General features: G+C 67.3%; 14 protein-coding genes, 1 pseudogene and 1 riboswitch. Of the genes and pseudogenes, 10 read left to right on the top strand and 5 right to left on the bottom strand.

Annotated features, from left to right (window positions below; genetic code table 11):
• Window positions 1–48: 48 nt before the first annotated feature.
• The 6 genes from F8S13_21540 (at window position 49) to F8S13_21515 (ending at window position 7,456) form a co-directional block, all read left to right on the top strand.
• Entirely contained in the window at window positions 49–2,964 is a 2,916-nt protein-coding gene (locus F8S13_21540) for a peptidase M16 (GenBank protein KAB8140835.1), read from the top strand.
• Window positions 2,965–3,256: 292 nt separating this feature from the next.
• Window positions 3,257–3,368: riboswitch (TPP riboswitch) on the top strand.
• Between the two features lie 52 nt (window positions 3,369–3,420).
• Window positions 3,421–4,587, top strand: a complete 1,167-nt coding sequence (locus tag F8S13_21535) for a thiamine ABC transporter substrate-binding protein (GenBank protein KAB8140834.1) — start codon at window positions 3,421–3,423, stop codon at window positions 4,585–4,587.
• The gene (locus tag F8S13_21530; GenBank protein KAB8140833.1) at window positions 4,551–6,275 is read left to right on the top strand and encodes an iron ABC transporter permease; all 1,725 of its coding nucleotides are present in this window, start codon (window positions 4,551–4,553) and stop codon (window positions 6,273–6,275) included. Before F8S13_21535 ends, F8S13_21530 begins: the two co-directional genes overlap by 37 nt.
• Window positions 6,276–6,356: 81 nt before the next feature.
• Window positions 6,357–6,893, top strand: a complete 537-nt coding sequence (locus F8S13_21525; protein ID KAB8140832.1) for a hypothetical protein — start codon at window positions 6,357–6,359, stop codon at window positions 6,891–6,893.
• Entirely contained in the window at window positions 6,883–7,164 is a 282-nt protein-coding gene (locus tag F8S13_21520) for a DUF4177 domain-containing protein (GenBank protein KAB8140831.1), read from the top strand. Before F8S13_21525 ends, F8S13_21520 begins: the two co-directional genes overlap by 11 nt.
• Before the next feature lie 67 nt (window positions 7,165–7,231).
• A complete protein-coding gene (locus F8S13_21515) occupies window positions 7,232–7,456 on the top strand; it encodes a DUF4177 domain-containing protein (protein ID KAB8140932.1) in 225 nt (74 codons plus the stop codon).
• A 665-nt stretch (window positions 7,457–8,121) separates the two neighbouring features.
• On the opposite strand, the gene F8S13_21510 is transcribed toward F8S13_21515, so the two are convergent.
• Both F8S13_21510 and F8S13_21505 read right to left on the bottom strand, forming a co-directional pair.
• A complete protein-coding gene (locus F8S13_21510) occupies window positions 8,122–8,820 on the bottom strand; it encodes a hypothetical protein (GenBank protein KAB8140830.1) in 699 nt (232 codons plus the stop codon).
• An 18-nt stretch (window positions 8,821–8,838) separates the two neighbouring features.
• Window positions 8,839–9,564, bottom strand: coding sequence for a DUF554 domain-containing protein (locus tag F8S13_21505; GenBank protein ID KAB8140931.1), 726 nt, complete (start codon window positions 9,562–9,564; stop codon window positions 8,839–8,841).
• Window positions 9,565–9,638: 74 nt separating this feature from the next.
• Here F8S13_21505 and F8S13_21500 point away from each other — a divergent pair, with 74 nt between their 5' ends.
• Window positions 9,639–9,920, top strand: coding sequence for a hypothetical protein (locus tag F8S13_21500; protein KAB8140829.1), 282 nt, complete (start codon window positions 9,639–9,641; stop codon window positions 9,918–9,920).
• A gap of 51 nt (window positions 9,921–9,971) precedes the next feature.
• On the top strand, window positions 9,972–11,372 hold the full coding sequence (locus F8S13_21495; protein ID KAB8140828.1) for a PLP-dependent aminotransferase family protein: 1,401 nt from the start codon (window positions 9,972–9,974) through the stop codon (window positions 11,370–11,372).
• Between the two features lie 3,954 nt (window positions 11,373–15,326).
• Here F8S13_21495 and F8S13_21490 read toward each other — a convergent pair.
• Window positions 15,327–15,494: pseudogene (locus F8S13_21490) on the bottom strand (peptidase).
• A gap of 226 nt (window positions 15,495–15,720) precedes the next feature.
• A complete protein-coding gene (locus tag F8S13_21485; GenBank protein KAB8140827.1) occupies window positions 15,721–15,933 on the bottom strand; it encodes a hypothetical protein in 213 nt (70 codons plus the stop codon).
• A 271-nt stretch (window positions 15,934–16,204) separates the two neighbouring features.
• Here F8S13_21485 and F8S13_21480 point away from each other — a divergent pair, with 271 nt between their 5' ends.
• Complete coding sequence (locus tag F8S13_21480) at window positions 16,205–17,341, top strand: STAS domain-containing protein (GenBank protein ID KAB8140826.1); 1,137 nt, start codon at window positions 16,205–16,207, stop codon at window positions 17,339–17,341.
• On the opposite strand, the gene F8S13_21475 is transcribed toward F8S13_21480, so the two are convergent.
• Complete coding sequence (locus F8S13_21475) at window positions 17,301–17,873, bottom strand: DNA-3-methyladenine glycosylase I (protein ID KAB8140825.1); 573 nt, start codon at window positions 17,871–17,873, stop codon at window positions 17,301–17,303. The genes F8S13_21480 and F8S13_21475 overlap by 41 nt on opposite strands.
• A gap of 149 nt (window positions 17,874–18,022) precedes the next feature.
• On the opposite strand from F8S13_21475, the gene F8S13_21470 reads away from it, so the two are divergent.
• Entirely contained in the window at window positions 18,023–18,583 is a 561-nt protein-coding gene (locus tag F8S13_21470; protein KAB8140824.1) for a GNAT family N-acetyltransferase, read from the top strand.
• Window positions 18,584–18,867: the final 284 nt, after the last annotated feature.

Genomic DNA, 18,867 nt, shown 5'->3' with positions numbered 1-18,867 from the left:
CTACCCTGATCCAACACCCGCGTGCGCGCACAGAAAGGAACGCTGCCGATGAACACGCATGGCTTTGCGCTGGTCCGCGAGCAGGAGGTGCCCGAGCTGAACAGCCGCGCCCTGCTCTACCGCCACGTGGCCACCGGGGCCGAGCTGCTCTCGATTGAGAACGACGATGAGAACAAGGTCTTTGGCATCACCTTCCGCACGCCCCCGAGCGACTCCACCGGCGTGGCCCACATCCTTGAGCACATCACGCTCTGCGGCTCGCGCAAGTATCCGCTGAAAGATCCCTTCGTCGAGCTGATCAAAGGCTCGCTCAAGACCTTCCTCAACGCCTTCACCTACCCCGACAAGACCTGCTACCCGGTGGCCTCGCAGAACACCCAGGATTTCTACAACCTGGTGGATGTCTATCTGGACGCTGTGTTCTTCCCGCGCATCGCCCGCCACCACTTCGAGCAGGAGGGCTGGCACTACGAGCTAGAGGACGCCGCGCAGCCGCTGGCCTACAAGGGCGTGGTCTATAACGAGATGAAGGGCGCGTATAGTTCGCCCGACAGTATGCTGCACCGCTATGTGCAGCAGTCGCTTTTCCCCGACACCACCTATGGCGTCGACTCGGGCGGCGACCCCGCGCACATCCCCGATCTTACCTACGAGCAGCTCAAGGGCTTCCACGACACCTTCTACCACCCCTCCAACGCCCGGATCTTCTTCTACGGCAACGACGATCCCGCCCACCGCTTCGCGCTGCTGGCCGAGTACCTCGATGCCTTCCAGCCGATCGAGGTGCCGTCCGATGTGCCGCTGCAGCCCAGCTTCGCCGCGCCGCGCACCGTCGAGCGAACCTACGCCGCCAGCGCCGCCGACGCCGACGCCAGCAAGGCCATGGTCGCCATCAGCTGGAAGCTGGGCGAGGTGAGCGACCTGACGGAGACGCTGGGGCTTGTGGTGCTCGACCATATGCTGCTGGGCACGCCCGCCGCGCCGCTGCGCAAGGCCCTGATCGACAGCGGGCTGGGCGAGAACGTGGTGGGCGGCGGCCTGGGCGACAGCCTGCGCGAGCTGACCTTCTCCACCGGCCTGAAGAACACCGACCCGCAGCGCGTGGCCGAGATCGAGCAGCTGGTGCTGGGCACCCTGCGCGCCCTCGCCGATGGCGGCATCGCCCAGGGCGAGGTCGACGCGGCCATGAACACCGTCGAGTTCTCGCTGCGCGAGAATAACACCGGCTCGTTCCCGCGCGGCATCAGCCTGATGCTTGGCGCGCTGGGCGGCTGGCTCTACGGGCGCGACCCGATCGACCAGATCAGCTTCGAGGCCCCGCTCGCCGCGCTCAAGCAGGCCATCGCCGCCGACGCCCCGGCCTACTTTGGCGCGCTCATCCAGCGCTACTTCCTCGATAACCCGCACCGCACCACCGTGGTGCTAAAGGCCGACCCCGCGCTGGGCGAGCGGCTGGCCGCCCAGGAGCGCGCGCGCCTCGATGCGGCCCAGGCCGCGCTCAGCGAGCAGGCCGCGCAGGCCATCGTGCTGCGCACCGCCGAGCTGAAAGAGCTGCAGGAGCGCCCCGACCCGCCCGAGGTGCGCGCCACCATCCCCAGCCTGGGCATCGCCGACCTCGACCGCCAGGTGCGCAGCATTCCGATCGAGGTGCTGGATGGTGCGGTGAAGCTGATCTACCACGACATCTTCGCCAACGGCATTGTCTACCTCGATCTGGGCTTCGACCTGCGCACGCTGGCCCCTGAGCTGCTGCCCTACCTGCCGCTCTTCGGGCGCTCGCTGCTGGAGATGGGCACCAAGCGCGAGGACTACGTGCAGCTCTCGCAGCGCATCGGGCGCAGCACCGGCGGCATCCACGTCGACCGCCTGGTCTCCACCCGCCGGGGCGATCGCGGCAGCGCGGCCTGGCTGCTGCTGCGCGGCAAGGCCATGCCCGAGCACGTGGGCGAGCTGCTGGCGATCATGCGCGATGTGATCACCGGCGTGAATCTGGATAACCGCGAGCGCTTCCGCCAGATGGCCCTGCAGGAGAAGACGCGCTTCGAGTCGTCGCTGGTGCCGTCGGGCCATAGCTTCGCCGACGCCCGCCTGCGCGCCCGATTCAGCGAGGCCGACTGGGCGGGCGAGCAGATGGGCGGCATCAGCTACCTGCTGTTCGTCCGCCAGCTCATCCAGCGGATTGATTCGGACTGGGAGGGCGTTTGCGCCACGCTGCAGCAGATCCGCGACACCCTGCTGAACCGCGCCGCCATGCTCTGCAACATCACCGCCGACCACGCCTCCTGGCTGCAGGTGCGCCCGCAGATCGATGCGGCGCTCTCCGAGCTTCCCTCCTCCCCTGTCAGCCACGCGCCCTGGCCGCAGGGCCTCGATCAGCCCGACGAGGGCCTGCTCATCCCCGCCCAGGTGAACTATGTGGCCAAGGGCGGCAGCCTCACCGCCGCCGGATTCGCCCCTAGTGGCGCGGTGGCGGTGGTCTCGAACTATCTGCGCACCGCCTACCTGTGGGAGCAGGTGCGCGTGCGCGGCGGCGCGTATGGCGGCTTCTCGCGCTACGATCGGCTCACCGGCGTGTGGAGCATGCTCTCCTACCGCGACCCCAACCTGCTGCGCACGCTGGATGTCTACGATGGCACTGGCGCGTTCCTGCGCGGCCTCGACCTGAGCGAGACCGAGCTGACCCGCAGCATCATCGGCACTATCAGCGATCTGGACGCCTACCAGCTGCCCGATGCGAAGGGCTACACCTCGCTGGTGCGCTACCTGATCGGCGAGACCGACGAGCTGCGCCAGATCTACCGCGACCAGGTGCTTGGCACCACGCTGGCCGATTTCCACAAGATGGGCCAGGCCTTGGATGTGCTCAGCCAGCGGGCCTCGGTGGTGGCGATCGGCGGCCAGGCCGCCGTCGAGCAGGCCAACGCCGAGCGGCCAGGGCTGCTCCATGTGGAGCAGGTGCTCTAGCTCTCCGCCGCCAAGCCATAGCATCGGGGCGATGTTCTAAAACATCGCCCCGATGTTTCGGCCCCCGCGCCCGACCCACCAACCCCCACAACATAATCACCGAACCCGCCCCGCACCCATCGAAACCCCGCGCCGCGCCATCGAACCCGCCATGCCCCACGTCGATGGAGGGGCGGGTCTCGTGCCCGCCCGCATGGTGATCAACGAAACCCCGCACCGCGCCATCGAAACCACCGCGCTGCCATTTGACAAGCGCCGCCGTGGGTGGTACCGTAGCCCCACGCGAAGACAACTACATAGCTAGGGGAGCCAGGTGAGCCTGGCTGAGACTGCGGCCCGAATGCTGCTAACCCTCCGAACCTGATCTGGGTTATGCCAGCGAAGGGAAGCACACCGATACACCGAACGGAACGCCGACCAACGCTGGTCGGCTTTTTGTTTTGTGGAGAAGATGCCATGCGAAGACAGATGACCGCCGCCATGCTTGCCCTCACGCTGCTTGCGGCCTGCGGCCAGAGCGCCGCTGCCCCCACGCCCACGCCTGCGCCCGCCACGACCGCGCCCGCACCCGCCGCGACCGAGCCTGCGCCCGCCGCGACCGAGCCTACCGCCGCCGCGACCGCCCCTGCCGCCGAGCCTTCGGCCCCTGGACAGCAGCTGGTGGTGATGAGCCACGACAGCTTCAACGTAAGCGCCGATGTGATCAAGGCATTCGAGCAGCAGAACAACGTCAGCGTGAAGATTCTGCAGTCGGGCGACGCCGGGTCGGCCCTGAACCAGGCGATTTTGAACAAAAATGCCCCCCAGGCCGATGTGTTCTTCGGCGTGGACAACACCTTCCTCAGCCGCGCGCTTGATGCCGACATCTTCGCGCCCTATCAGTCGCCCGCGCTGGCCGATGTGCCCGCCAAGTTCCAGCTTGACCCGAGCTACCGCCTTACCCCGATCGACTACGGCTACATCAGCCTGAACTACGACAAGGCCTACCTGGCCCAGAGCAATCTGGCCGTGCCCGCCAGCCTTCGCGACCTGACCAAGCCCGAGTGGAAGGGCAAGCTGGTGGTTGAGAACCCCGCCACCTCCTCGCCTGGGCTGGCCTTCCTGCTGGCCACCGTGGCCGAGTTCGGCACCAGCGGCGACTACACCTACCTCGATTTCTGGAAAGAGCTGCGCGCCAACGACGTGCTGGTGAGCGACGGCTGGGATGAGGCCTACAACACCCAGTTCAGCGGCGCGAGCGGCAAAGGCCCGCGCCCCCTGGTGGTCTCCTACACATCCAGCCCGCCCGCCGAGGTGATCTACAGCGAGACCCCGCTGACCGACGCGCCCACCGGCGTGATTACGGCGGGCAGCTTCCTGCAGGTCGAATTCGCCGGGGTGCTGAAGGGCAGCAAGCAGCCCGAGCTGGCTCAGAAGTTTATCGACTTCATGCTGGGCGCGCCCTTCCAGCAGGACATGCCGCTGCAGATGTTTGTCTACCCAGTGCTGCCCAGCGCCACGCTCCCCGAGGCCTTCACCAAGTATAGCGTGCTGCCCGAGAGCACCAAGGACATCGCCCCGGCGGACATCAGCGCGCACCGCGACGAATGGATAGACGCATGGACGCAGACCGTGCTGCGCTAGGGCGCGGGGCTGCTGGCGGCGTGCGGCGGGTTGCTGCCGCCCGCGCCGCCCTGCTGCCGCTGCTGCTCTACGCGCTGCCGCTGGGCTTTCTGGCCCTGTTCTTCTTCTTTCCGCTCGGCGCGATCCTGCGCCTAAGCGTGGGCGTGCGCACGGCGGTGGATGCCGACGACCTAGCCTACTTCATGCGCGTGGTCGGCTTCAGCGCATGGCTCGGCGCGGCCTCCGCCGCGCTCACGCTGCTGGTGGCGCTGCCCGGTGCCTACATGTTCGCCCGCTTTCGCTTCCCCGGCGCGGTCGCGCTGCGCGCCCTGGCCACGGTTCCCTTTGTGCTGCCCACCGTGGTGGTGGCCGCCGCCTTCGGCGAGCTGCTGGGGCCGCGCGGGCTGCTGCCCGCTGGCCTCGCTCGGCTGTTGCCCGCTGGTGCTCCACCCCTGGCGCTTGAGCGGTCGATCTGGCTGGTGCTGCTGGCCCACATTTTCTTTAACTACAGCATCGTGCTGCGCATCGTCGGGGGCTTCTGGGCGGGCATTGATGTGCGGCTGGAGCAGGCAGCGGCGGTGCTGGGTGCGAGCCGCTGGCGGGCTTTCCGCTATGTGACCTTGCCGCTGCTGCTTCCGGCCATCGGCGCTGCGGCGCTGCTGGTCTTCATCTACTGCTTCGCCTCGTTCAGCATCGTGCTCATCCTTGGCGGGGCGCAGATGGCCACGGTGGAGGTGGAGATCTACCGCCAGACCGCCCAGATGCTGCGGCTGGATGTGGCCTCGGCCCTGGCTCTGGTGCAGATCGCCGTCACGCTGCTGGCCACCATGGCCTACACCCGCCTGCAGGAGCGTACCTCGCTGGCGCTGGCCGCGCGCGGCCACGGCGCAAACGCCCGCCCGCCCCGCACCCTGGGCGAGCGCCTGCTGATCGTGGCAAATGCTCTGCTCATCCTACTGCTGATCGGCACGCCCCTGGCTGCCCTGGCCCTGCGCTCGCTTGCCAGCGCCGATGGCACGCCTACCCTGGCCTTCTACCACGCGCTGGGCCAGAATACCACGCGCTCGCTGTTCTTTGTGCCGCCGCTGGTGGCGGTACGCAACTCGCTGCTGTTCGCCATGGCCACGGTGGCGCTCTCGCTGGCCGTCGGCGTACCTGCGGCCTACCTGCTGGCGCAGGGCAGGCGCGGCGGCTGGCTGACGCGGGTGCTTGACCCGCTGTTCACCCTTCCGCTGGGCACCAGCGCGGTGACTCTAGGCCTGGGCTACATTGTTGCGTTCGGCGCGTGGGGCTGGCAGCGCTCGCCGCTGATGGTTCCGGTGGCCCACTCGCTGCTGGCCTTCCCGCTGGTGGTGCGCAGCCTGCTGCCCGCGCTTCGCGCGCTCGACCAGCGCCTGCGCGAGGCCGCCCGCACCCTTGGTGCCTCGCCCCTGCAGGTGCTGCGCCAGATCGACCTGCCGCTGCTGGCCCCCGCCATGCTGGTGGGCGCGGTCTACGCCTTCACGATCTCGCTGGGCGACTTTGGCGCGGTGCTGCTGATCGGCCAGAACGAGTACCCCACCATTCCGCTGGTGATCTACCGCTTTCTTGGCCGCCCTGGCGGGCTGAACTATGGCCAGGCCATGGCGCTCTGCACCATCCTCATGCTGGTGAGCCTGGCCTGCTTCGCCCTGCTTGAACGCGCCCGCCCACCGCAGGCCGAGCTATAGCTTCGGCCTGCGGCCCCGTGCAACCTAGCCGCCCCGCGCTGCGTATCTGATGGTGGCACCCGCCCAACCAAGAGTAGCGCAATGCGAGATGGCACCTGCCCCAAGTGTGGCTCCAACCAAGTTTTCTTTCACCCCGCGCCCGCCGCCGTGCCAGCGCCCGATGTGGCCCTGGATCGCTACGCCTGTATGGCCTGTGGCTACGCCGAGACCTACCTCTCGCCCCTGGTAGATAGGGCGGCCCTGCGCGATAGCTGGCAGGCCGCAGGCGCGCGCATCACCGAGCCACTGCTTTCCGCCGCCCAGCCATCCACGCGCACCATCCGGCTGCCGCCCATGCAGTTCGGCACGGCCCGCATCCTGGCCTACGGCCCGCTCGATGATCGCGTGAACCCCACCCCGCTGGCCAAGCCGCTGCGTACCATGGGCAGCGCCGCAAGCTGGCCCGCCTACGTGGCCTTCTACCAGTACCCCGATAGCCACGAGGTTCACCGCTGCTACTGCGACAGCCGCTGGACTATCTTGCAGCAGGATGTCTTCCCCTACATGTCCTCGGCCATCGCCGCGCTCGACCTTGAGTACCAGGGCGCGGCCAGTCTGCTGATCCCGTTTGGGGGCTAGCTGCTGCCTATACCAGAGAGGAAGTGGGCTATGTCTTCCGAAGGCCTACCAACGGTTCGTCTGGACCCGGCCTCGCAAGGCTGGGAGTATCGCGTGCTTGCTGTTTCGTGTCGATAGCTTCTTTGGGCCGGATGACGATGCCGATGTGCTGGAACGCCACCTTAATCAGCACGGTGAGCAGCGATGGGAGCTGGTGTCGATGATGCCCGTGCAGCACGGGATGGGCGGCACCGCTGGACTGATGGTGGTCTTCAAGCGCCCGCGCCAATGATCTGCGCTCTATACGCAAAGCACATTTTGAAAGAACTAAAGGAAACCACGCCATGTCATCAGAAGGAATGCCGACCACCCGCCTGCATACAGCGCCCACGCAGCGCTGGGAGTACCAGACTGTGACTCTTAACATCGATGGCTTCTTTGGCCCCAATATTGACGAGCTTCAGATCAGTCGAACCCTCAACACAGCGGGTATGGATGGTTGGGAGCTAACCTCAGTCCTTCCTGTCACAAAGGGCCAGGGTTACACGGCGATCATCATAGCTATCCTCAAGCGCCCGATCTAGGCATAGGGGCGCGGCCAGCGGCGGCGCGGCCCTGCGCTGGCCTTCTCATGGTGCTTTTTGCCCGCCTGTGGTGCTTCGCCGCGTGCCAGCACCCCAGGGCGGGCTTTCTTTGTGCCAGGTTTGGAAGCATGGAGGGGAGTGTGAAGAAGCATGGAGGGGGGTGTGAAGAAGCATGGAGGGGGGTGTGAAGAAGCATGGAGGGGGGTGTGAAGAAGCATGGAGGGGGGTGTGAAGAAGCATGGAGGGGGGCGCGAGGAAAGGAAACGCGGGTGTTTGGAAGCATGGAGGGGGGTGTGAAGAAAGGAAACGCGGGCGTTTGGAAGCATGGCGGGGGTCGCGAGGAAAGGAAACGCGGGCGTTTGGAAGCATGGAGGGGGTCGCGAGGAAAGGAAACGCGGGTGTTTGGAAGCATGGAGGGGGTCGCGAGGAAAGGAAACGCGGGCGTTTGGAAGCATGGCGGGGGTTGCGAGGAAAGGAAACGCGGGTGCTTGGAAGCATAGAAAAGAAGAAAGAAAACCAAGCCTGCCGCGCTGCAAAGCCCAGCGGCACCCGATCTTGGTGTGCGCGGCGTGCAGGGATGCCGCGAGCAGCGCGGGCTTTGCTCGGCTGGTGGCCAGCAGCCCATGGCGGGGCCGCAGCCTGCGCCGCAGCCCCGCCCGCCTTGCTTACGGCGTAGGCTGCCAGCGCGGCGCGTCGGCGCGCAGCACGGCGGGCGGCGTAGATCGCATCCCCAGCGCGTCCAGCACCCCGGCCAGCGCCCCCAGCAAGGCGGGCACATCCTGCGCTGCCCCGGCGTGCTGGCCCTCGCACACAATCAGGGCGCGGCGGGTCGCAGCGCCCACGGTTGACTGTCGGCTCTGGCGGAACACCCAGCGGCGGGCGTGGGCGTGGCCCTCCGCATCGGCGAAGATCACCTCGCCAGGCTCGGGGTGCTCGATCTCGCCGCCGAACGAGAGGTATACCTCATCGCCCAGGGCCTGCCGCACCTCCAGGAAGCCTGCCACATGATCCAGATCGAGCACTGCCACCGGCAGCGCGAAGGCCAGCGAGGCCGCGTTGCAGGCATCCACCAGCGGGTGCAGGCTGGGCAGCGCGCCCTCCTTGCGAAAGCGCCGCAGCAGCGCCTCGGCGGCGGATCGGTACTGCGTCGGCTTCAGGCCCATCTGCCCGAACACCTGCCGCCAGGCCTGCACCTCGGGCATGGCCGACTCGGGGGTGGCGGCTAGCCGTGCGCGGGCCTGCTCGAACAATGGCTCCAGCAGCGGCAGGGCCTGCGCATCGGGGCGCACGCCCTCCACCAGCATCACGCCCGGCACCAGCGCGGGGAAGGCCGCCCAGATTGCGGCGGAGTGGCAAAAGTACATCGGCGTCACCATTCCTCTCTAGCCAAAGATCTGCGCGCACAGCGCGTAGAGCACGGGCGCGAACACCAGCGCGGGCAGCAGCGCGGCGGTGCGCACCGGCGTCAGGTCGAGCAGCCGCAGCGTGATGCCCAGGATGAGCACCCCGCCCACGCCCACCACCATCACGAACATCGGCGATGTGCTTGGGTCGCCCGCGCCCGCCCCTAGCGCGCCCGCGATCAGCGACACGCTCGCCTGGAACAGCACCAGCGGCAGCGTCGACAGCCCCACGCTCGGGCCGAGTGTGCATGTCAGCGCCACGGCGGTGATGCTGTCCAGCGTGGCCTTGATCAGCAGCAGTCGCATGTCGCCGCTCACGCCGTTGGCGATGCTGCCCAGCAGCGACATCGGCCCGATGCAGAACAGTAGGAACGGCGTGATCAGCCCCTCGCTAAAGCGCCCGCCGCCGCCCATCTTTCGCCGCGCGTAGTCGCCTAGCGCCGCCAGCCGCTCCTCAAGCCGCAGGGCCTCGCCGGTGGCCGCGCCCAGCGCCAGCGCCACCAGCGCGATCAGGATGCCATCCACCGGCCCCACCGCCACGCCTGGCAGCTTCATGGCCATCTGTATACCCAGCAGCAGGCTGATCAGCCCCACCGCATACTGAAGTGTCTGCTGAAACATGCCCCCGGCGCGGGCGCGCAGGCCAGCGCCCAGCGCCGTGCCCGCCAGCACCCCGGCGGCGTTGATCCATGTCCCGCTGGTCATCGTCCAAAAGCTCAGGGTCATCGTTCTCTCCTCTGTTGGCTGCGTGCCTCGGCGCGGTATGTTGATTGCTCGGCTTGCGCACTGCAATCATCACCGCAGGCATCGGCATCATCGGCGGGGCGCGCGAAGGGCGCGATGCGCGCCGTGGCTTCGATGCGGGCGGGCACAAGGCCCGCCCCTACGTCGGCGGGTTGTTGTGGCGTGCGCGCTATTGCCAGCCCCATTCGTTCCTTCCGATCTTCGTGCCTTCGGGTCTGTGTGGTGAAAAACTCTTTGTCCCCTTGGTGTCTTGGTGTCTTGGTGGTAAAGAATCGTCGCGCTTGTCGCTCGCTGTTGCAGGAAATAGCATACGGTGAGACACTGGCGCTGGGAAAGAGCCAGTCGCACGCCGAAGTGCGGGTACCAGTTTGAGAGACGAAGCATTGGAGCTGCTGCTGACGCTTGACCGCGCCGCTGCCGAGCCGCTGTGGCGGCAGATGTACTGGCAGATCCGCGAGCGCATCCACCAGGGCGGGCTGCGCGCAGGCGAGCGTGTGCCCTCATCGCGGGCCTTGGCCACCAGCCTGGGTGTCTCGCGCAACCTGGTGCTGGCCGCCTACGATCAGCTGCTGGCCGAGGGCTACCTGGAGAGCCGCCCGCAGTCGGGGATGCGGGTCGCCCCTGGGCTGCTGCACCCCGCGCCGCCCGCGCCGCCTGCCCCGCCGCCCGCGCCGCCTGCCCCGCCCGGCCTGGTCGACTTCCGCGCGGGCACCCCGGCGCTGGAGCTGATCCCACGCGCCACCTGGGGTCGGCTGTTTCAGGCCATATGCCGCGACCAGGGGGCCGCGCCGTGGGGCTACGGCCCGCCCGAGGGCCACCTGGCCGTGCGCCAGTCGCTGTGCGGCTACCTCGGGCGCACGCGCGGGGTGCGCTGCCACCCCGACCAGATCATCATGACCACGGGAGCGGCCCAGGCCTTCGCGATCGCGGGCGAGCTGTGCATCCGCCCAGGCGACACCGTGCTGGCCGAAGACCCGATGGCGGTGGATATCCAGCGGCGCTACGCCGCGCTGGGCGCGCAGCTGTGGCCAGCGGCGGTGGACGAGCACGGAATCACCCTGGCAGGCCTGCCAGCCACGCTGCGGCCCCGGCTGGTCCACGTCACGCCCTCGCACCAGTTCCCGCTGGGCGGCGTGCTGCCCATCGCGCGGCGGCTGGCCCTGGTGCAGCTGGCCCAGGAGCGCGGTAGCCTGATCATCGAGGACGACTACGACAGCGAGATACGCTACCATGGCGCGCCGGTGCCCGCGCTGCAGGGCCTGGCCCCCGAGCAGGTGATCTACATCGGCACGCTCAGCAAGATCCTCGCGCCCGCGCTGCGCCTGGGCTACATGATCGTGCCGCCCGCGCTGGTGGCGGCGGCGCGGCAGGCCAAGTGGCAGACCGACCTGCACTCGCCCGCGCTCGACCATCTGGTGCTGGCCCAGTTTATCGACCAGGGCCACCTCGACCGCCATATCCGCGTGGTGAAACAGGCCTACCGCCGCCGCCGCGATGCGCTGCTAGCCGCGCTGGAGGCCCACTTCCCCGGCCAGCACCGTGTGTGGGGGGCCTCGACCGGCATCCATGTGGCGGTGGCGTGGCCCGGGCGTCATTTTGATGCCGTGTGGCTGGCGGGGCAGGCCGCGCAGGGCCTGCGGCTGCACCCGGTGGCCCAGCACGCCATCGCCAGCGACCACCGCGACAAGCTGATCTTCGGCTATGGCCACCTGAGCGAGCCGCAGATCGCCGAGGGTGTGGCGCGGCTGACCCGGCTGGGCCTGCCCTAGGGCCGAGGCGTACCTGATTGGGGCAACATGGGCTTACCACCAAGACACCAAGGGGACAAGGGAACGAATACCACGAAGACTCGAAGGCACGAAGGGGAGAAATGCACTATTCCAAGGTACCAAAGTCTCAACAAGTGTTGGTTTTTATATGGTGCATCTGAATGCGGTACAGAAAGCAAAACTAGGTGCTAGCTCATGCCCAAAACCTGGCTCTATCTACTAGCGTTTTCCACAAGCAATGTGCGTCAAGCTATGATCGCAGCGCATCATCTCACTTTTTCCATGCGGCGAAGGTTCCACTGATGTTTTGATGGCCATATGCATGAACACTAGCTGCCAGCGAATGGCATAGGAACGCCGAACATTGGGAGATTGAAGGGGGTTGCACCCTCAGCAGGTATCACTTTTTTGCGTGGGGCCGCTGGAAACGGCACATGGTGCAAAACCGCGTGCCGGGACATGACCGCTGGTTGCCACTGGCAGCGATTGGGATGCGCGCGACGCCATCATTGCCGTAGGGGCGGACCTCGTGTCCGCCCACGCCGCATTGCATCGCCTGCATCGAATGCCCCTGCGATGCAGGCGATGCAGGCTCACGGCACGCATCGGAACGCGCCGTGAGCATCGAATGGAGGTGCGATGAACGCGGCGCATCGCGCTGGGGCGGACACGAGGTCCGCCCCTACACCCGTGGTGAATCATTGCGATCATCGGGTCGGATACGATGATCGCAATGCATCGCACCGGAAGTCGATCGGGCATGGGTGCCAAAAAAGCCTTGAAATGTCGTACAACGTGACACCATGGAAGGGGTTGCATCCCCTTGCGGGGTTGCTAGGGGCAGGCCCCTAGGTGCCGCCCGCGTAGGGCATCCACCACTATCCAAGAGCCATCACCATGAAGTTTTGAAGACGCGCGGGGAAAGGCGCACCATTCACCACCAAGGCACCAAGGCACCAAGGCACCAAGGGGACGAATACCACGAGGGCGTGGATGAGGCGTGCCGAAAGCCAAGCGGCGGCTTGGGCAGGTGTGCTATGCTGGAACGGATGATGCAAAAGGAACTTTTCGTATGCTTCACTCGTATCAGATAGTGTAGCCCTAGGTGCTTGGGAAACGCACGGAGTGTAGAGCAGGGCACTGAGGGCGTGGCCCCCGAGAAAGATATAGCTCAGTCTTAGACATCAAAGACAGGCAATAGTAGGCGAACCACTGAGGAAAAGGAGTTCTCGCGTGCGCAAACTTGTACGACTGCTTGCGGCCATAGGGCTGTTGATACTGCTTGCCTCACCGGCATTTGCGCAGGGGCAGCTCTATTTCAAAGACGATGCGGGCAAGCTCGACCGCGCAAGGGTGGCCGAGGCTGCCCAGCCGCTGATGCAGCGCGGCGCGCTGGTGGCCATCTACACCGCCAACAACGGCAACGAGTCGACCTTTAAACAGTATTTGATCGCCGACAACCTGGCTCGCAGCAACGGCCAGGTGCGCGACGAGATGATCGCGATCTTTATCGGCTTTGGCAAGTCGTACAGCGCCATCCGCTATGGCGATGACTGGGCCAAGGCCCTGGGCACCAACAACCGCTACGAGACTATCCGCACCAACGATCTGAACAGCGGCCTCAAAGCGGGCGATTTCACCCAGGCCGTGGTCGATACCCTTGAGTCGATCAACAGCGCGGTTGGCTCGGCGGGCACCAGCAGCGGAAGCGCCAGCACCAGCAGCGGCAGCACCGGCACGGTGGGCAGCAGCAGCAGCTCCAGCGATGGGTCGGCCTGGCCCTGGCTGCTGGGCGGCGGCGTGCTGGTGGGCGGCGGGGCCTTGGCCTACAACTCGATGAAGAAGAGCCAGGGTAAGCAGAAGGTGGTGGCCAGCGCGCGAGAGAAATACGAGGATAACCGCAAGCAGGCGGGCGCTGCTATCGCCGATACGTTGCCGCTGTTCCAGGATGCAAAGGAGAAGGCGCAGTACGACCGCATCTCCTATCTGCCCGCCGACGTGAAGCACATCACCGGGCTGCAGCAGGAGGCCGAGGCGGCCTACGCCGAGGCTCAGGAGCACTACGCCGCCGCCGAGGAGCGTGTGCGCGGCAAAGAGGCCAGCAGCCTCACCCCCGAGCTGTACGAGGAGCTGGCCACGGCCTACGCGGCGGCAGCCGCGCAGATCGAGCAGGCCCGCGCCCAGCTGGCCCAGGCCAACGAGCGCCGCGACGAGCTGGACAAGATCAACGCCGCTGTGCCGCAGGCCATCGCCAAGGCCAAGCAGGCCACCCAGGCCGTGGTCGATCAGGCCGCCAGCCTAGGCGACTTCGACAAGCCGCAGGCGGTGGCGCGCGAGGCCAGCGAGCAGATCGCCCGCGCCGAGCAGCTATTTGCCGAGCACCACAGCGCCGAGGCCTCCCAGGCCGCGCAGGAGGCCGAGGCCACGGCCAAGGGCCTGGGCGAGCTGGTGGGGCGCTTCGCCGCGCTGCGCGAGCAGATCTCGGCGGGCCGCGCCGACGCCCAGCAGGTGGCTACGCAGGGCTACAAGACCCAGGCAGGCCTCGACGCGTTCTCTGAGGCCGAGAGCGAGCTGGTGATCGCTGCGCTGGCGCTGCAGAGCAAGGGCGCGCAGGCCGCAGCCGAGCCGCTGGCCCAGGTCGAGGCCTTGATCGCCGAGGGCGTGGGTCGCGGCGGCGGCATGCCCGCGCTCCAGCGCGAGAACGAGAAGCGGCTGGCCCAGGTCGAGCAGGCTGGCGGCCAGCTTCCGGCCCATATCGAGCAGGGCCGCGTGGCCTTCGACGAGGTGGACGAATACGCCGAGAGCACGTGGAGCGACATCCGCGGCAACGGCAGCGAGGCCCAGGCGGCGGCGGCCCGCGCCAAGGCGCTGTGGGAGCGAGCGAAGGCCCGCAACGCTGGCGAGGACCAGGATTTCTACGGCGCGAAGCTGGATATCGACGCCGCCGAGCAGGAGATCGAACGAGCGCGCACGCTGATCGATACCATCACCCAGCGATTGAACGACCTGAAGGCCGCGCAGGTGGCCGCGCGCAAAGAGATCGATATGGCGCAGGCCGATATCGAGAAGGGCTGGCAGTACATCCGCGAGAATGACGCCGATGTGGGCAAGGCCCCCGAGCAGGCGCTGCGCCAGGCCGAGCAGCTGCTGGCCACGGCCCAGGCCGAGGCCGCGCAGCCCAAGCCCGACTGGATCGCGCTGGTGAAGCAGGCCCAGGAGGCCAACCGCCTGGCCGACGACGCGCTGGCCCAGGCCCAGGGCGAGTTCGACGCGATGGACAAGCTGCGCGATCAGGTGGCCACCGCCCGCCAGCTGGCGCTGGGCGAGCTGCAGCGGCTCACCCACTTCACCCAGCTGCACCCCGGCGACCTCTCGTCGGACACCAGCGCGGCCTTCCAGCGCGCCCAGCAGGAGGCGCAGCAGGCCGAGCAGGCGATCGCGGCGGCGGAGCGCGCCCAGGAGGATGCCCGCGCGAGCGCGCTGCGGCAGGCCCAGGATCGCTTCAGCAAGCTCGCCGACAGCGCAGGCATGGTCTACCAGCAGGCCTACAACGAGTTCCAGGCGGTGGAGCAGATCCGCGCCCAGGTGAACCAGCATGCGCAGCGGGCGACGCTGGCCATCCAGCAGGCCGAGCGCTCGATGCAGACCAACAGCAACATGATCCCGCGCAACTCCGAGGGTATCCAGCTGCTGGAGCGCGCCCACGCGCTGATGAGCGGCATCGGCACGGTGCGCACCGAGGCCGAGGCCCAGCAGGCGATCGCTAACGCGCAGGAGGCCGAGCGAAACGCGCAGAGCGCCGACAGCCTGTTCCGCAGCTACGCCAACCAGGGCGGCTACGGCGGCTATGGCGGCTATGGCGGCTACGGCGGGCAGCGCGGCGGCGGCATGGGCGACTTTGTCGGCGGCGTGGTGATCGGCTCGATGCTTGGCGGCGGCAGCCACCACCATCACGGCGGCAGCGGCTGGGGCGGCAGCTGGGGCGGCAGCAGCAGCGGCGATAGCGGCGGCAGCAGCTGGGGCAGCGGCGGCAGCGACGACAGCTGGGGCAGCGGCGGCGGCGGCGGCGGCGACTGGGGCGGCGGCGGCGGCGATAGCGGCGGCGGCGGCGACGGCGGCTGGTAGGCAGCGCACAGCGCGAAGGGCCAGGGGATGTTCCCCTGGCCCTTCGGATTATTTGTCACAGCTGAAGCGCGATCGTGTTCTGCTGCACGGATCTATCGCGTGGGGCGCGGCATCGTAGGCGAGCGCAAAAGCCCACTCGAACGAGCGGGCGATAGACCCACCGCGATAGCTGGTATGGCAACGGATGGCCCGCATGGGGCCTGCGCCAGATCGGGCGGGCAGCCTAGCGCGGCTGCGCGGCGTTGATCTCCCAGGGCATCGATGCCTCCTGCACGCGCGGGGCCTTGCTCGGCGCACGCACGAGCAGGTGTGGCCCATAGGCAAAAAACGCGCCATGCTTGGCGCATACAAGCAGCTCTCCCTCGGCGTGGAGCTTGCAGGCACAGGTAGGACAGAGATAGACCTGGGGGGTGTTGGGGGTCTCGCGCTGCAACATAGGTGCCTCCTAAGGCATAAAAAGACCGATCTTGCCGCAAGATCGGCATCAGTTGCCGGATGTGTTTTGTAGTGGTTTCGTTACACAAGAGATTATATCTCTCCTGAAATTAAATGTAAAGGGCAGTAATGTGAAAAAAAACACAGCTTTCCACGAGGCTAGGAAAACTCATTCCACGATATTTTAACAAATAGCCCCGCGCAGGCTTGCCAGAACCGCTTTACTTTTGTACACTACCCGTACGGTTACGGCTGCAAAGGAATAAGCGCTTATGTCGGCATCGCACTCACCCGCCTTCGACCTCGTGCGGCGCACCCGTCTGCTGGCGGCCTTCTTTCTGGCTATTGAGATTATCGCATTTGTGGCTGGATTCTTCGCCTACCCCGCTGATCAAAATCCGCAGCAGCTCTACTGGGCCAGCGGGATACTGGCTCTGGCGCTGATCGCGACGGCGGCGCTCTACGTTCTCGCGCCTACGCGCTATGTGCAGCCCTGCATCTTCGCGGTGATCGTCACGATCACCTTCCTGATCGCCGCGATCGACCCGCTGAGCGGCACGCTGGGCGGCGGCACCTGGGTGCTGTTTCAGATCTGCCCGTGCGTCACAGCGCTGGTGCTGCGCAACCCGATCGCCACCATCAGCATCGCGGTGGTAAGCGCGGCCACGCTAGGGGTCACGGCGGCGCTGCAGCTGTCGGGCAGCATCCCGGTGACCCTGGTGGCCACCCGTAGCGCCCTGACCTTTAACCTGGGGCTGCAGATCGGCGTGATGATCGTGCTGTCGGTGGTGATTGCGGTGCTGACGCTGCAGGAGCGGCGCTCGTTGGAGCAGGCCACGCAGGCGCGTGTCGCCAGCGAGCAGAGCCTGCAGCAGCTGAACCAGCTGCTGGCCCACCAGCAGCAGCTGAACGAGGCGATGGCCGCGAATGTGGCCGAGCTGCAGCGGCGCGAGGCCCAGCTGGCCAGCGAGCAGGCCAGCAAGCAGGCCATGCGCGCCGACATGGTGCGCCAGGCCGCGCCGGTGGTGCCCATCCTGCCCCAGGTGGTGGTCATCCCGCTGGTGGGCATCTTCGACGATCAGCGCGCTGGCGCGATGCACCGCCACCTGCTCAGCGAGATCGAGCGCCAGCGCGCCCGCCTGATCGTGATGGATGTGACGGGCATCGAGACGATGGACATGCTGGCGGGCAAGGCGCTGATCAACATGGTGCAGGCCTGCTCGCTGCTGGGCGCGCATGTGATCATCGTGGGCATCGCCCCCGAGGGCGCGCAGTTCTTGGTGAGCCTGGGCATCGACACCACCAAGCTGCACACTATGGCCAACCTGCAGTCGGCGGTGCGCTACGCCATGGCCACGGTGGGCGGGGCTAGCGCTGGCGTACGAAGCACGCAGCCTGGTGGTCGTTGACGAGGCCGGTGGCCTGCATCCAGGCGTAGACGATCACCGGGCCGACAAAGGTGAAGCCGCGCTGCCTGAGCGCCTTGGACATGGCCTCGGAGAGCGCGGTCTTGGCGGGCACCTGCTGGACGCGCTCCCATGGGTTGTCCAGCGGCGTGCCGCCGACCATCCCCCACACAAAGGTCGAGAAATCCTCGCCCGCGTCGCGCATGGCCAGGTAGGCGCGGGCGTTGCGCACCACACCCTCGATCTTGGCGCGCGAGCGCACGATGCCCGCGTCGCCCAGCAGCCGCTCGACATCGGCCTGGCCAAACTGCGCCACGGTCTCCGGCTTGAAGCCCTCGAAGGCGCGGCGGAACGCCTCGCGCTTGTGGAGGATGGTGCGCCACGATAGCCCGGCCTGGAAGCCGTCGAGCATCAGCTTTTCCCACAGGGCGCGGCTGTCGCGCTCGGGTACGCCCCACTCGGTGTCGTGGTAGTGCTGCATCAGCGGGTCGCCGCCCGCCCAGGCGCAGCGCTGCGGCTCGGGTATGTCTGCCATGGTCGCTCCCCTCCACTCGAACATATTTTCCACCCCAATGATAGCACGGTGCGCCAATCCGGCCCAGGGCGGATGCGCGATCATCCGCGCGGGCGAGCTAGGTTGGCCCGCAGGGTGCTAGACTGCGCACCATGCAAAGGAGGTGGCCGATGTTCGAGCTTGTCTGGCCTGCCGAGGCGTATCTGCCCGGCTATGTGGATGCGCTGCGCCGGGGCTGGTCGCCCAACACCATGCGCCCCGAGGCGGCGCAGGAGGAGCTGGCGCGGATCGGGGCCGACGCGGCGGCGTTTGTGCGCAGCAAGGTCGACCGCGAGGCGGCGGGCGGGCCGATCACCCTGCCGGATGGCTCGCAGGTGAACCGGCTGCCGGGGGTGGCGCTGTGGATGTGGGATGGCGCGTTCTGCGGCGCGATCAACCTGCGCTGGCAGCCGGGCACCGCCGCGCTGCCGCCGCACGTGCTGGGGCACGTGGGCTATAGCGTGGTGGCCTGGAAGCGGCGGCGGGGCTACGCCACGCGGGCGCTGGCCCTGCTGCTGCCGCTGGCCCGCGCCGAGGGCCTGCGCGAGTATGTGGAGCTGACCACCGACCCCGGCAACATCGCCTCGCAGCGGGTGATCGAGGCCAACGGCGGCGTGCTGGTGGAGCGCTTCAACCGCCCGGCGTCGATGGGCGGGACGGAAACGCTGCGCTACCGCGTGGCGCTGGGGTAGGGCGGGGCCGGGCCGCCCACAGGCACTGCGTGCAGCGCTGCGCGGGCGGCCCGATGCAGGTTACCTCATTCACCAGAGAGGTTTCTCGTGGCGGGTGGGTGGATGCCCTGCGCGGGTGGCAGCAGGGGCTCTTGTCCCTCGATCACTGCAAGGGGCCATGCCCTCACATGGTGTCACTTTATCGGGTGTTCCGAGGCCGTTTTAGCGAAACGGTGCGTTGGTATTCGTTCGGCTTGGGTGCGCCTTCGTCGATAGTGGTCATTTTTGGATGGTGGTGCATGCCC

It is taken from the genome of Chloroflexia bacterium SDU3-3 (assembly GCA_009268125.1).
Classification (GTDB): domain Bacteria; phylum Chloroflexota; class Chloroflexia; order Chloroflexales; family Roseiflexaceae; genus SDU3-3.
Note: the sequence above shows the minus strand (reverse complement) of the source record. Positions and strands in the feature narration are given on the sequence as shown.

Bases quoted from the DNA above. Each gene is read 5' to 3' on its own strand.
- F8S13_21540 (KAB8140835.1), top strand. From the start codon at position 49: ATGAACACGCATGGCTTTGCGCTGGTCCGCGAGCAGGAGGTGCCCGAG.
- F8S13_21535 (KAB8140834.1), top strand. From the start codon at position 3,421: ATGCGAAGACAGATGACCGCCGCCATGCTTGCCCTCACGCTGCTTGCG.
- F8S13_21530 (KAB8140833.1), top strand. From the start codon at position 4,551: ATGGATAGACGCATGGACGCAGACCGTGCTGCGCTAGGGCGCGGGGCT.
- F8S13_21525 (KAB8140832.1), top strand. From the start codon at position 6,357: ATGCGAGATGGCACCTGCCCCAAGTGTGGCTCCAACCAAGTTTTCTTT.
- F8S13_21515 (KAB8140932.1), top strand. From the start codon at position 7,232: ATGCCGACCACCCGCCTGCATACAGCGCCCACGCAGCGCTGGGAGTAC.
- F8S13_21510 (KAB8140830.1), bottom strand. From the start codon at position 8,820: ATGTACTTTTGCCACTCCGCCGCAATCTGGGCGGCCTTCCCCGCGCTG.
- F8S13_21505 (KAB8140931.1), bottom strand. From the start codon at position 9,564: ATGACCAGCGGGACATGGATCAACGCCGCCGGGGTGCTGGCGGGCACG.
- F8S13_21485 (KAB8140827.1), bottom strand. From the start codon at position 15,933: ATGTTGCAGCGCGAGACCCCCAACACCCCCCAGGTCTATCTCTGTCCT.
- F8S13_21480 (KAB8140826.1), top strand. From the start codon at position 16,205: ATGTCGGCATCGCACTCACCCGCCTTCGACCTCGTGCGGCGCACCCGT.
- F8S13_21475 (KAB8140825.1), bottom strand. From the start codon at position 17,873: ATGGCAGACATACCCGAGCCGCAGCGCTGCGCCTGGGCGGGCGGCGAC.
- F8S13_21470 (KAB8140824.1), top strand. From the start codon at position 18,023: ATGTTCGAGCTTGTCTGGCCTGCCGAGGCGTATCTGCCCGGCTATGTG.